Genomic DNA, 13,451 nt, shown 5'->3' with positions numbered 1-13,451 from the left:
CGGATGCTCCGCAGCGCCCTGGCCTACCAAGGCGATCTGGGTCGGCCCTGGCTGGAAGGCTTCGCCGAGTCCGAGCGCTCAGCCGGGCTGCGCGTCATTCTCGACGGCGGCGAGGCCATCAGCGTGGTGCCGCCCTTCGCCCGCTACACCTACGAGACCTGGGTGCTGCCCACCGAAGCGGCCTCGCTGCTCTCCGACCTGAGCCCCAGTCAGCGTGCCGCCTTCGCCCGCGTGCTCAAGGACGCGCTGATGCGCCTCGACGCTCTCTTCGGCGTGCGGATGCCTTACCTGCTCACCTTGCACCAGGCGCCGCTGGACGCCGCGTACCCGGCCTTCCCGCTGCACATCGAAATCTATCCGTATCTGCGCTCACCCGGCAAGCTCAAATACCTGGCCGGAACCGAGCAGGGCGCCGGGGAATTCGCCAACGACGCCCTGCCAGAATGGGCCGCCGGGCAGTTGCGGGCACTTCAAGTATGAACAATCCGACTGAGATCAGCACCCAGACCTTCCAGTCCGTCTTCGGCGCCCTGCCGGAAGTGACGGCCAGTGCGCCGGGCCGGGTCAACCTGCTGGGCGAGCACACCGATTACCAGGGCGGCTTTGTCCTGCCCACCGCCATCCCGCAGCGGGCGACGGTGCAGCTCCGGCGCAACGGCACGGTCCGGCACCAGCTCCGCAGCGTGCAACTGGCGCAGACCCTTGTTACGGCGGTGGGCGACGTGGGCGAGAATTTTGCGCCGTACCTGACCGGCTGCTTCGCGCTCAGCGGTATTCACGACGGCCTCGACGCCCTGATCGACAGCGACGTGCCCAGCGGGGGCCTCAGCAGCAGCGCCGCGCTGGAAGTCGCCACCCTGCGGGCCTTGCGCGATCTGTATCACCTCCCGCTGAGCGACGTGGAACTGGCCCTGCGCGGCGTGCAGGTCGAACATGAATTCGTGGGCGTGATGTGCGGCGTGATGGATCAGATGGCCTCCAGCCTGGCCGATACCCGGACCCTGCTGCTGATCGACACCCGCAGCCTGGAGCGCCGCGCCGTGCCGCTGCCCACCGGCAGTGAGGTGCTGGTGCTCGATTCGGGCGTGCCGCGCCGCCTGGCCGAGTCCGGCTACAACGAGCGCCGCGCCCAGGTCGAGGAGGCCAGCCGCTTGCTGGGCGTGCCGGAGCTGCGCGACGTGCATGACATCGGGCAACTCGATATTCTGCCGCCGCTGCTGCTGAGGCGTGCCCGCCATGTGGTGAGCGAGAACGCCCGCGTGCTGGAGAGCCTGGACGCCGACGCCGCCGGGTTCGGCAAGCTGATGAACGCTTCGCACGCCAGCCTCCGTGACGATTACCAGGTGTCACATCCGCAGGTGGATAACCTGGTGGCGCTGCTCCAGGCCGACGACGCCGTGTACGGCGCCCGCATGACCGGAGCCGGGTTCGGTGGCGCGGTGGTGGCCCTGGTGCGGGAGGGGACCGCCAGCGACGTCGCCGGGCGGGTGCTGCCCGCTTACGAAGCGGCAACCGGCGTCCACGGCTCGCAGGTGGTGCCGTGAGGTCCGGTCAACGCCCCACTCGTCGATCAGTCTTCCAGCCGCTCCCACACTATTTCCAGTCCCTGCCTGGTCAATTCGGTCACCAGTCCGAACACCAGATGCGACCCGGCTTCCCACAACACGGCGGCGATGGGCAACTGCCAGGGCCAGGCCTGAAAGCCGGTGGCGGGCACGGCGCTGGCGTGCGTCAGCCCATAGAGCACCGCCCCCGCCGGAATGCCCGCGCCCCGCGTGACGCCGGGGTAGACCTCGGCCAGCGCACCGTACACCGCCGCCGTGCCCGCGCCCATGCCGTAGTGGATGAACTGCTGGTCCCTGAGCTTGTCATGTTTGGAAATCGACACCTGCGCCGCGTCCGCCGCCGCCTGAATCATCTCGGCGGGGGGCATGTGGTCCAGGCGCCCGGAAGGATCGGCTCCGATCATCTTCTTCTCGGCGGGCGTGGGCGGAAACCAGGCTTCGGTGAGGGTCTGGAGGGGTGGTTCGGCCAGCGCCTTGGCATACGAACCGACCACTCCGGCCAACGCGCCGATCAGGGCGCCGCGTAACAGGTTGGGCTGCTTCATGGCGTCAGCATAAGCAGGCTCGCGTCGTGGTTTCTCGCAGCTCAAGAGCCTCATAAGCCCAGATTGAGATGCGGTGAAGCTGGCGTCGGGCGTCGTCTGCCGTTGACGTAGCGTCACGTCCTGTTTACACTTCAGGGATGAACGCCGCGCTGCCCGCCCTCAACACTGTCCGGCAGCGGCGCGAGGTAGCCAGACTCGGCCCCAGCGAACTGGCCCGCCGCGCCGGAATGACCCGTCAGGCGCTGCACCGCATCGAGGCAGGCGTCTCCGTGCCGAGCGTGATGGTGGCCCTGCATCTGGCCCGCGCTTTGGAGTGCCGGGTAGAGGATTTATTCGCGCTGGAGTCTTCCGTCGTTGAGGCAAAGCTGATCGGTGCCTGCGTGCCCGGCCAGCGGCTGCAACTGGCGCAAATCGGGCCGGACCTATGCGCCTACCCCCTGACCGGCTCCGGGGCGCTGGGCGAGCTTGCCGACGCGCTGCTGAGCGAGGTTCAGCTTGATGGTCGGGCTACCCTGGAGCCGCTGACCCCCGCGCCGCGCTGGCAGGAGGCGGCGGTGCTCTACGGCTGCGACCCGGCGCTGGAGCTGCTGGGCCGTCACGCCGCGCCTGGGCGGGTGCTGCTGCGCCCCGCCGTCAGTGAACAGGCGCTGGCGGCCCTGCTGCGCGGCGAGGCGCACGCGGCGGGCCTGCATCTGTACGATCCGGAGAGCGGCGAATCGAATGTGCCGTTCGTGCGCTCGGCGCTGGCGGCTGATCCGGACGCTGACACGTTGCACCTCTACGCCCTGTGGAGCTGGGAGCAGGGCCTGATGACGGCGCCGGGTAATCCACTCGGCATTCACGCGCTGGCCAATCTGGGCCGCGCCGGGCTGCGGCTGGCCAACCGGCCCCCCGGCGCCGGGTCGCGCCGATTGCTCGACGCTGGGCTGCTCGAAGCTGGGCTGGACGTTTCGCATATCGTCGGCTACGACCACGAATACCCCGGCCCGCTCGACCAGGCCGAGGCGGTGGCGCACGCCCAGGCCGACGTGGGACTGGGACCGCGTTCGGCGGCGCAGGCGTATGGGCTGAGTTTCGTACCGCTGCTGCGCGAGCGCTTCGATCTGGTGGTGCCGCAGGCGCATCTGAGCCACCCTAGCGTCCAGGCGCTGCTCCAGGCCGCCCGCAGCCCTGCGCTGCGCAGTGAGCTGGGTGCCCTGGACGGCTACGACCCGGAACTGTCAGGCACCCTCATCACGACCCTGACGCCGACTGGGAGGCGCTGAATTCATGCCACGTCTGTTCTTCGCTTTGCTGGCCCTCAGCTTCACGTCCGCCCACGCCGCCAAGCTGACCGTCTTCGCGGCGGCGAGCCTCACCGACGCCTTTACCGAACTGGGGCGAGACTTCGATGCCGGGTCCGGCAACCAGACCACCTTCCAGTTTGCCGGATCGCAGGCGCTACGGACCCAGCTTGAGCAGGGCGCCCGCGCCGACGTGTACGCCAGTGCCAATGCCGCCCAGTACGACCCGCTGGTGAAGGCCGGACTGCTGGGCGCCGGGCAGATCTTCGCCCGTAACCGCCTGCTCATTATCGCGCCGAGGTCGAGCAGCGCCGTAACTACCCTGGCCGATCTGGCAAAATCCGGCGTCAAGCTGGTGCTGGCCGACAAGGCCGTGCCGGTGGGTGACGCCACCCGCAAGGCGCTGGAGCTGATCTCGAAAGCGGGCACCTACGGCCCCGACTTCGGCGCCCGCGTGCTGGCGAACGTGGTCAGCGAGGAACCCAACGTCCGGCAGGTGGCGGTTAAAATTCAGCTCGGCCAGGGCGACGCGGCGGTGGTCTATGCCAGCGACCTGACGCCCAGCCTGCGCCCGGCGGTGCGGACCATCGGCCTGCCGGGGCGGTTCAACCCGCTGACCAGTTATCCGCTGGGCGTGATGCAGAGGAGTTTAAATGCTGACGCTGCCCGCGCTTTCGTCGCCTACGTCCTCTCGGCCCAGGGCCAGCGCATCCTGAAAAAATGGGGGTTCTTGGGCGCCCGGTGATTCCTTCCGCATGACCCGCGCTGCACGCACGCTGCCGCCGCTGCCCATCGCCCTGAGCGCCGTGCTGGCGCTGCTATTGCTGCTGCCTACGCTGGTGCTGCTGGGGCGCGGTCTGAGCGCCGACTTTTTGCCGACCCTGCTGAGCCCGCCGGTGCTCGACGCCCTGAAAGTCAGCGCAGTGACCTCCGGGGCCAGCCTGGCGCTGACCGTGCTGCTGGGCACGCCCGCCGCCTGGTTGCTGGCCCGGCGACGCTTTGTGGGCCGAGCCCTGCTCGAAACCCTGCTGGACCTGCCGATCACCCTGCCTCCGGTGGTGGCGGGCGTGGCGCTGCTGCTGACCTTCGGCTCGAATGGGCTGCTGGGGCGGCCCCTGCGGCTGGCGGGCATCGACCTGGCCTTCAGTCCGGCGGCGGTGGTGTTGGCGCTGCTGCTGACCAGTGCGCCGTTTTACCTGAGAGCGGCCCGTGCGGGCTTCGGCGCCGTGGACCCCGACATCGAGGCGGCGGCGATGGTGGACGGCGCGGGCACCGGAGCGGTCTTTCGCCGCGTGACCCTGCCCATCGCCTGGCCGTTTCTCCTGGAGGGTCTGGTGCTGGCCTGGGCGCGTTCGCTGGGCGAGTTCGGCGCCACCATCCTGTTCGCCGGATCGCTCCAGGGGCGCACCCGGACCATCACGCTGGCAATCTACAGCGCCATGGAAAGCGATCTGCGTCCGGCGCTGGTGCTGAGCGCGGTCATGGTGGTGTTCGCCTTCTCGGTGCTGCTGCTGCTCCGGCTACTGGCGAACCGGCGCTGAATGGTCATACCGCTCCTCAGAGCTATGTTCACCATCATCAGCTCTTAACGACAAGCGTTTCACTGTAGTCAGGAAAGTTTCAGACAGCTTTGACACCCAGGAGCGGGAGGTGGGCCATCTCCAAGCCGAATTTGTCACCCGTTAGGTTACCAGACAACAAGGACGATCTCCACCACATTCGTCGAGGTTCAGACCTATTGCGGGTGCGTAGGCCAGGTAACACCTCAGCGCTGACCAGTCGTATCTACCTCACGCCTCAGCGCACTTCCACCTCCGCCGACATGGGGCCGGTGTTGCCGCTGGCGTTCACGGCCTGCACGCTGTAGCGCACGCCCTTGCGGGCCTCTTCCTGGTACGCGGGCTTCTGAAGCGGCCCGGCGATCTGCACCCGCGCTTTGCCGGTGGTCCGGAACACGTAGTAAGCCAGCGCGGCAGGCGAGTCGGTCCAGCTCAGCCGAACCAGTTTGCCGTCCAGGTGGGCGCTCAGCCCTGCCGGAGCGGTGAGTTTGTCAGGCGGGGAAACAGCGGCCATCACGTTCGACGCCTTCGAGGCGTTGCCGTGCGTGTCGAGTGCAATGACCGCGTAGCTGTACTGCACGTCGCCGCGCACCCGGCTGTCCACGTAGCCCAGGCTATCGGGGGCCAGCGTCGCCACCTTTACCGGCTGGGCCTCGTTCTGGGCGGCGCGGTAGACCTCGAAGGCTTTCAGGTCCGGCGTCGGCGGCAGCGTGAAGATGATGGCGATGCGGCCTGGTGCCGAGCCTGCCCGCAGCAGTAATGGTACGTCTGGCGCCGTCTTGTCGGTCAGGCTGGCCGTGACCGGGGCCGACGGCGCGCCTTCCACGCCGCTGGTGTTGACGGCCCGCACCAGATACCGAAACTGGCTCTGGACGCCCTGCGGAAGATCGTCCTTGAAGCTGGCTGCCTTCAGCGGCTGGCCGGTCAGCAGGGTGATCGGGGCGCCGCCACCGGGTGCCAGTTCGGCGCGGTATACGTTGTACCCGGCCAGGTCTTTTTCGGGGCCTGGCGTCCAGCTCAGCGCGATGCTGGTTTCGGACTCGGCGGCTTTCAGGGCACCCGGCGCGGTGGGCGGGGTCTCGTTGTAGGCGCGGCCCACCCACTCCGGGCTGGCTTCCGAGGTGCGCATACCGTCACTGACCTTCAGCGAGTAGTAGCGGTGCTGGGCGGGCGTGGCGGTTTTATCGATGTAGCTCGTCGCGCTGGCGGGCAACTTGACCAGCACGCTCGGCTTGCCGGGGTGGTCGCCGCGCAGCAGGGTGATGTCCTTGACGTTCGGGTCGCTGACTTTGGGCCAGGCCAGTTCCACCTGGTTTTGCTGCCCGGCAGCTTTGGTGAACACCGGAGCGACCAGCGGCACGGTCAACCGGGCCTCAAAGCTGACCACATTGCCCGGCACGCTTTCGCGCCCGAACACGTCCAGCGCACTGACGCGGTAGCGGTAACTCAGCTTGGGATCGAGCTTGGTGTCACTAAAGGCAGGTGTCACGCCCCGGTTGACAATCTGTGGATTGTTGGTCAGGTTGGTGAACTCGCCGATGCCGGAAGCGCGTTGCGTCCGGTAGGCCACCACCATGTCGTCGCCGCGTGCCCAGCTCAGGGCGGCCTGGCGCAGAGCAGGCGCGGCCTTGAGACCTGTTGGCGCGGCCAGCGGTATGTCTCTGCCGACCTGGGCCGTCACCGAGCCGAGGTTCTGACTCCCCGCCGAGACGCTGTAGGTGTAGCTGCCGGGCGCCAGCTTGTCGTCCTCGTAGATCAGGTTCAGGGCGCGGGCCAGCTTGGGGTCGGTGACGGTGCTCAGCAGATTGAGCAGCAGATACCCGCGCTCCTCGTTGCCGAGCTTGTCGTCTTCCAGGGCTCGCAGGGCGCCCACGGCCAGGTCGTAGTCTTCGGGATCGAGTTTGTAGCGGGCGGTGGCTTCGAGCTTGTTCAGCGGCTTGACTGTCAGCGTCTGGGCGCCGCCCGGCCCGGAGCGCTTGACAATGTATCCGGCGGTGGGCAGGCCGCCCGGCAGGATCGGGAGCCTCAAACTGACGCTGGCTTTGTTACCCAGGGCCAGCACCTGAAGTTTGCTGGGCGCGGTCTGGGCCAGTGCTGGAGGATTCAGCGCGGCACTGAGACTCAGCAGGGCGGTGAGTGCAAGTGGAACGGTAGGTCGCATGTGCTTCTCCTTGGGGGCCGGGGCGATTAACTAAACTTCGCCCCGGCGGTGCTCAGATGCTCTAGAAACTCACGCTGGCGTGAACGTCGAAGGTGGGGATGATCGGCAGGTCCACGTGCAGGTTGGCCTCGCCGTCGAAGGCAAAGGGGTCGAAGGCCCGCAGGTGCCCGCTGATGTCGGCGTCGATCTCCAGCCCGATGCTCTTGCCGTTCCAGGCCATGATCTCGGCCTTGTTGGCAAAGGGCCGGTCCCGTCCGGCGCAGCCTGCCCGGATTTCGAAGCCCGCGTGGAAAGCGGCGGCGGCGTCGAAGCTGACCGGATCGAGTTGCAGGCCCACATCGATGTTCCAGCCGTACTGGAAGCGGGCGCGTGCCCAGGGGTAGCACTTGAACGGCCAGCCGATGCGGCCCAGCGAGCCTGCCGCGCCCAGGTTGATGTCGAAGGCGTAGCCCGCGAAGATGCCGGTGCCCTTGAGGTTATCCTTGCGGTCCCCGTTTTCAAAAGCCTGACCGATAATCAGGTAGCCACGCGACTCCACGCCGCCCAGCAGCGGAATGTTGAGCTTGGCGCTGATCGGGTTGCCGTAGGTGCCGATTTTGACAAACTTCTGGTCGGCGATGCGCACATGCATCCAGGCGGTAATGTCCACCACCTCGGCTAGGGTAAACTTGCGGAGGTCATTGCAGTTGAGCCCGTCCATGTACTGCGGCCCCAGGCAGCCGCGCATGTCAAAGCCGTCGCTGGTGACCGAAACCAGAATCCGCGCCTGCGCCGCCTTGCTGCCGAACACGCCCTGACTCATGGGGGTCATGATCCAGCCGTCGGCGGTCAGCTCGAAGCCGTGCGCGGTATCGATCTTGAAGATGGCCTTGAGGTGCAGGCTCTCGCCCGCTTCAAAGGCCGCCGTAATGCCGCCGATAATTTGCAGGCGGTGGTCGCCGGACTTGGTGGGCGGCTTGGCGTACTGCGGAACGGTGGCGTTGTCGGGCCACTTCATGTTGTAGGCGACGCCACCCGTGAAGCCGTAGAGGTTGAAAGCGCCCAGCACCGTGACAATCGGTGATCGGCTGTCCACACTGGCTTTGACATAGAAGTACGGATCGTTCGTCAGACCGAACAGGGCCTCGGCGCTGACCGCGATGACGGAGGCGCCCTGGCCGGTGTCCAGTCCACCTTTAACGGTCAACTCGTAGCCGCCGGGGACTTCTTTCAGGCCCACGTTGACGTCGCTGATGCTGCCCAGGCTGGCCCGCACGTCGGATGCTGGGTACATCGCCGTGCCACTGAGCGCCAGGAAGATGTCGGAGCCCTGGACCCGGAAGATGGCGTTGGGATCTACCCGTTTCTCGAAGCCGTCGGTGTGCAGGCTCAGGCTGAGGTTCTTGCCGCCCGACACCTTGTAGCGCATCTGGGCTGCCGTGATGGGTGTCTGCGAGCTGAGCTGCTGCTGGCCGTCCAGGCCGAGCGTATAGCCGCTGCCCGCGCCGCCGATGACGACGTAGTGGATGTTGAAGGTCTGCCCTAGCAGCTTGAAATCGGGCGAGCTGAGGGTGGCGCGGCTCAGGCCGTCCGCACTCTTGCGCTGATTGCCCAGGCTCAATCCCGATTCCCCGAAGCGCACGTTGCCGTCTGCCGTGAAGGTCAAGGTGCCCAGGCTCGCCACGCCCTTGTCCAGCGAGGCGGAGGGCAAGACCAGGATGCCGGACGCGCCGCCGCTGAGGCCGATAGCGCCGGTCACAGCCACGAACGGAGTGTCGCGGGGGCCTCCACCTGTCGAGCCGCCACCGCTGGAGCCAGTGCCCAGCGCACCTGCCAGCAGAGCCGAGGCGTTGGCGCTGACCGAAGTGCTGACGGCGCTGGCCACCGCGAAGCCGCCCTTGGTGTCCGGTACGTTGCCGAGATAGGTTTTGATACTTGCCGTGTCGGCAAAGGCGCTGTACTTAATGCCGCCTGCGATGCTGCTGCCGCCGCTGCCGCCGCTGCCGCCGCCCGTCGCGTTGGCCTTGAGGGTTGAAATCTCCTTCAAATCCCAGGTCGCGGCGCTCAGTTGCAGATCGAGTTTGCTGCCGCGCTCGACCCAGGCGCCGCCGCCGGAGGTCATGACGCTTTTGCCAAAATCGCGCTTCAGGTCGCCCACCAGCGTGTAGTGGAAGTCGCCCTCGGCCTGCACGCTGATGGCCACGTCGGCCTGCTGCTCGAACAGCGGAACCTTGGTAGTGGCGCTGCCTGCCGAGCTCTGCACGTGGTTCTCGATGACCTGCAATTTCAGATCCTTGAGCTTGAAGGTCCAGCCCCGGTCGGTGAACTCGCCAGGCTTCAGGTCCGCGCCGAAGGTGTAGCCGCCTCGCAGGGTGGCGCTGAGCGGCGCGGTGCGGGCCTGGCCGATGCCTGCTGTTGCCTTGTCGAGCAGCACGCCCATCCAGCCTGCGCCCGCTGCGGGTTTGGGAATGCCCCCGGCGCTGTCGTATAAGGGCAGCACGCCGTCCACGCCGGGAGCGGTCTGCGCGGCGCTGAGGTCGAGGGTCAAAGTAGCGCTGCCGTCCAAATCGAGCGGGGTGGTCGGCACCTTGAGGGTGCTCAGCGTCACGTCGCTGCTGCCGTACAGATCGCCCGTGACCGGCTTGAGGGCCGCCGTGACCGGGTAGGTGTATTTCTCGTCCGGGCGGCAGTATTTGAAGAGTTCGGTGTAGGCGCCCGCTGTACTGACGGCGCTGGCGCTGGCCGAGTGGCCTTGAAGCCCAGAGAAGCGGAAGTCCTGACTGTGGCCCAGGTTGTTGGCGGCGCTGAACGCTGCGCCCGTGCCCTGCGCCATCAGGCGGCGGGTGCTCATGGGCCGGGCGACTGGGTTGTGGCTGCCTGGGCCGTTGCCGCCCACGTTCATCGGTGCGGCGATCACCGGCAGGGCACCCTTATCCAGCAATGCTCCGAACGAGATGTTCTGGAGGGTCGCGTAATCCGGGTCGAGGAGCGGATTGGTCACGGACGACACGATGTCGAGAATGGTCGGGTGGCTCTGGAGAATGGCCTGGCCGTAATCTTTGATGTTCGGCCCTTTGCTGACCGGCTCGGAGCAGTCCGTCGCCAGCGACACCTGGCCGCTGAGGTCCGCCGAGGTGGGTGTGAAGGTCACGCTGGCGGGCAATACCTTGAAGCCGCCCAGTCCGGAAGGCAGCGGCAGTGCAGACGCGCCGTACCACTTGAAGCCCGCCTTGCCACTGAGGATGTTCGGCGCCTGGCCCGCGTTCAGGTTCATCACGATCTGACCCTCGGTGACCCGGACCCGAACGTCACTGACGGCCACGACGGTCAGTTTGCTGAAGCCGACCTTCATATCCTTGAAGGCTTCGACGCCAGCCACGATCAGGCTGTGGGTGGCGCTGCCCTCGAAGGCGCCGAAACTGGGATTCTTCAGCGTCGTGATCTTGAATACGAAGCCGTCGATCTCCAGCTCGATCGGCACGGGTTTGACCGTATAGGTTATGGCGGGCGGCGTGCTCTGGATAGGTGCGCCGCTGGCCGGAGCGTCCGGCTGGTACTGGAGGGTATGGACTCCAACTTCGCCCGTCACCAGATTCGGAATTGGGAATGTTACTTTCGTTTTACCCTTGACCGCGTTCAGCACAGCTTTGGCAATTACTTTGCCGTCGAGCAGGAGGTCCCCGCCCAGCGTGCCCTGACCGGCGTATTCCAAATCGAGCGCGGCGTCGAGGCGTTGCCCGGCGATCACGCTCAGGGTCGTGGCGTCTTCCGGCGCCGTGAAGTGCAGCCGCAGTTCGCTGACATCCAGCCCGGCTTCCACCTTGAGGGTGACCAGTGCAGGCGCGGCGCTGTCCACGCTCAGCTTGAGGATATAGGTGCCCGTAGCGGCGTAGACGTGCTTGAGCGTTCCAGTGGCTGGAACCACGCTGCCGTCACCCCAGTCGAGGGTGTAGCTCAGGCCCGGCACGGTGTTGCCCGGCTTGGCCGTCACGGTCTCGCCCACGCGGGCGGGATTCGGCTCGGCCTCCAGAGTGGGTTTGGGCACCTTGACATTCAGGCTGACGATCACGGGGGGCGCACCCTCCGGCGTCAGCTTGACCAGGTAGACGCCCGGCGCCGCGTACTTGTGCGCCGCGCTGGCGCTGCCCAGGCTGGCCGCTTTGAGTGCGCTTATCGGTACGGCAGGGCCTTCGCCCCAGTCCAGGGTGTACTTGACGCCGCCCACCAGCTTGCCGATGCTGGCGGTGACGGTCTGCCCCACCTCGGCGGGATTCGGATCGAGGCTGAGTTCGGGTACAGGCAACTTCACGCTCAGGCTGACCGTCACCGGGGCCAGGCCCTCGGCGCTCAGCTTGACGAGGTAGACACCCGGCGCGGCGTAGACGTGCTTGGAATTGGCCTTGCCGCTGGCCTTGACCGGCACGGCGCTGCCATCTCCCCAGTCGAGCGAGTAGTTCAGGCTGCCGACCAGGTTGTCCATACTGGCGATGACGCTCTGATCCACCTCGGCGGGGTTGGGGTCGAGGCTGAGGTCCGGTTTAGGTGCCCGCACCGTGACACTGACCGTCACGGGCGCCTGCTCGGAGGCGCTGAGCCTGACGATATACACGCCCGGCGCCGCGTAGGTGTGCTTCTGTGAAGCGCTTGCTGGGACTGTGCTGCCGTCGCCCCAGTCGAGGCTGTAGGCCACGCCGGGCAGCAGCTTGCCGGTGGTGGCCGTGACTGCCTGGCCGACCTCGGCTGGATTGGGGTCCACGTTCAGTTCGAGTGGGTTGGCCGTGACCCGCAGACTGACCGTCACGGGCGGCACCGAGAAGGTGGAGTTGGTGATGCCCAGCTTGACCAGGTAGACGCCCGGCGCCGCGTAGCTGTGCTTGGGCGAACCGCTGGCCGGAACCACGCTGCCGTCGCCCCAGTCGAGGGAGGCGGCGGCCCCGGCGGGTACGTTGCCCAGCGTGGCCGTCACGACCTGGCCCACCAGCGCCGGGTTGGGATCGAGGCTCAGCGTCATGGCGCGGGCATTCACCCGCAGGCTGACCGTCACGGGAAGTTGTTTATTGCCCTGCAACTTGACGATGTAGATGCCCGGTGCGCTGTAGCTGTGCTTGGGCGAGCCGGTGGCCGGAACCACCGTGCCGTCGCCCCAGTCGAGCGAGTGCGCAAAAGTTGGGTTGAGGCCCCCCAGCGTGGCCGTGACCGCCTCGCCGACGTTGGCCGGATTGGGGTCGAGGCTCAGCGTCGCCTCGGCGACTTCCGGCTCGTTGATCTTGACGCTCAGGCGGCACAGAACGCGGTTGTCGTTGCCCAGGTCGGTAATGATCACCAGTTGGGTGCCTGGCGATTTGTAGACGTGCCCCAAGCTGGCCGACTTGTTGGCATTCGGCGCGAACGCCTGGTTGCTGCCGTCGCCGAAGTCGATGCTGTACTTGCTGCTGCTCGGTCCACCGAACTGCACGCTGAAGTTGACCGTTTCGCCGACGTTGGCCGGACTGGGCTCGGCGCTGATTTCGCAGGTGGTCGCCTCCACGACGGGCGGCTTGATGGTCACCACCAGACGGCACAGCGGCTGGCCGGAAACCGAATCGTTCACGACCACGATCTGCGTTCCGGCTGCCTTGTAGGCGTGCTTGAAGCTGATCGACTTGTTGGGGCCGGGCGTGGCGAAGTTATCGACGCTGCCGTCCCCGAAGTCGATGCCGTACTTGCTGCCTGCCGGGCCGCTGAACTGCACCTTGAGCACCACCGTTTCACCCGGCTGGGCCGGATTGGGGTCCGCAGTAATCACGCAAGTGGTGGCCTCGGTGATGGTGACCTGGCGGCGAATGCCTACCGCGTCACCGACGAACAGCACCACCGTGTAGGTGTTGGCCGCGCTGTAACGGTGCGTGGCTTTTCCGGACGTGCCCGGTTGCGGCTCACGGGTGCCGTCGCCCCAGTCGATGGACATGTTGTTGGGCCTGGTGTCCGATTCCCAACTGGCCGTCACGATCTGTCCGATTTCGGCCCGCGTGGGTGAGAGTTCAAGCGCGGCGTAAGTCTGCGCCGCCGCCAGATTGCCCAGGCTCAGGCCCAGCAGTGTGAGCAGCAGAGCCAGCCAGCGGGATAAGTTAAAGCTTGGTCTGAACAGTGAACCGAGCACGAGCCACCTCCCTGAAGTGGAGTGAAGAGTGAAGGGCCGGGCATCAGAACTCATAGCGCACCCCCAGGCCAACCTGAGCGGCGCCTTGCAGAGCATTCAAATCCTTACCCAGCCGGTAGCGGGCGTTGGCGCTGAGCTTCCAGTGGTCGTCCAGGGCGTACAGCGCCTGCACCGAGGCCTCGGCGCTGAGCGGCTTGGTGCCCGTGGGGCTGTCGGCCTG

The 13,451-nt window shown here is 66.8% G+C and carries 7 protein-coding genes and 1 pseudogene; 5 read left to right on the top strand and 3 right to left on the bottom strand.

Annotated elements, in window-relative coordinates:
* A pseudogene (locus Q0R23_RS03090) lies at window positions 1-480 on the top strand (galactose-1-phosphate uridylyltransferase); the annotation flags it as partial.
* A complete protein-coding gene (gene galK / locus Q0R23_RS03085) occupies window positions 477-1,544 on the top strand; it encodes a galactokinase (RefSeq protein WP_293910254.1) in 1,068 nt (355 codons plus the stop codon). The pseudogene Q0R23_RS03090 and the gene galK, both read left to right, overlap by 4 nt.
* 26 nt (window positions 1,545-1,570) lie before the next feature.
* Here the strand turns inward: galK and Q0R23_RS03080 are convergent, their stop codons facing one another.
* Window positions 1,571-2,110 carry a DUF1440 domain-containing protein gene (locus Q0R23_RS03080; RefSeq protein ID WP_293910252.1) on the bottom strand — a complete coding sequence of 180 codons (540 nt, stop codon included), beginning with the start codon at window positions 2,108-2,110 and terminating at the stop codon, window positions 1,571-1,573.
* A gap of 137 nt (window positions 2,111-2,247) precedes the next feature.
* Here Q0R23_RS03080 and Q0R23_RS03075 point away from each other — a divergent pair, with 137 nt between their 5' ends.
* Genes Q0R23_RS03075 through Q0R23_RS03065 form a run of 3 tightly spaced genes read left to right on the top strand, consistent with a single transcriptional unit; the run spans window position 2,248 to window position 4,934 of the window.
* Window positions 2,248-3,375 (top strand): substrate-binding domain-containing protein, encoded by a 1,128-nt coding sequence (locus tag Q0R23_RS03075; protein ID WP_293910250.1) that lies wholly within the window; start codon window positions 2,248-2,250, stop codon window positions 3,373-3,375.
* A 4-nt stretch (window positions 3,376-3,379) separates the two neighbouring features.
* Complete coding sequence (gene modA / locus Q0R23_RS03070) at window positions 3,380-4,138, top strand: molybdate ABC transporter substrate-binding protein (protein WP_293910248.1); 759 nt, start codon at window positions 3,380-3,382, stop codon at window positions 4,136-4,138.
* A gap of 10 nt (window positions 4,139-4,148) precedes the next feature.
* On the top strand, window positions 4,149-4,934 hold the full coding sequence (locus tag Q0R23_RS03065; protein WP_293910246.1) for an ABC transporter permease: 786 nt from the start codon (window positions 4,149-4,151) through the stop codon (window positions 4,932-4,934).
* Window positions 4,935-5,190: 256 nt separating this feature from the next.
* Here Q0R23_RS03065 and Q0R23_RS03060 read toward each other — a convergent pair whose 3' ends face one another.
* Complete coding sequence (locus tag Q0R23_RS03060) at window positions 5,191-7,113, bottom strand: hypothetical protein (RefSeq protein WP_293910244.1); 1,923 nt, start codon at window positions 7,111-7,113, stop codon at window positions 5,191-5,193.
* Between the two features lie 61 nt (window positions 7,114-7,174).
* Window positions 7,175-13,231, bottom strand: coding sequence for a hypothetical protein (locus Q0R23_RS03055; RefSeq protein ID WP_293910242.1), 6,057 nt, complete (start codon window positions 13,229-13,231; stop codon window positions 7,175-7,177).
* Window positions 13,232-13,451 lie beyond the last annotated feature (220 nt).

Origin of the sequence: Deinococcus sp. (assembly GCF_025362455.1) — a bacterium.
GTDB lineage: Bacteria > Deinococcota > Deinococci > Deinococcales > Deinococcaceae > Deinococcus.
Note: the sequence above shows the minus strand (reverse complement) of the source record. Positions and strands in the feature narration are given on the sequence as shown.

Bases quoted from the DNA above. Each gene is read 5' to 3' on its own strand.
- galK (WP_293910254.1), top strand. From the start codon at position 477: ATGAACAATCCGACTGAGATCAGCACCCAGACCTTCCAGTCCGTCTTC.
- Q0R23_RS03080 (WP_293910252.1), bottom strand. From the start codon at position 2,110: ATGAAGCAGCCCAACCTGTTACGCGGCGCCCTGATCGGCGCGTTGGCC.
- Q0R23_RS03075 (WP_293910250.1), top strand. From the start codon at position 2,248: ATGAACGCCGCGCTGCCCGCCCTCAACACTGTCCGGCAGCGGCGCGAG.
- modA (WP_293910248.1), top strand. From the start codon at position 3,380: ATGCCACGTCTGTTCTTCGCTTTGCTGGCCCTCAGCTTCACGTCCGCC.
- Q0R23_RS03065 (WP_293910246.1), top strand. From the start codon at position 4,149: ATGACCCGCGCTGCACGCACGCTGCCGCCGCTGCCCATCGCCCTGAGC.
- Q0R23_RS03060 (WP_293910244.1), bottom strand. From the start codon at position 7,113: ATGCGACCTACCGTTCCACTTGCACTCACCGCCCTGCTGAGTCTCAGT.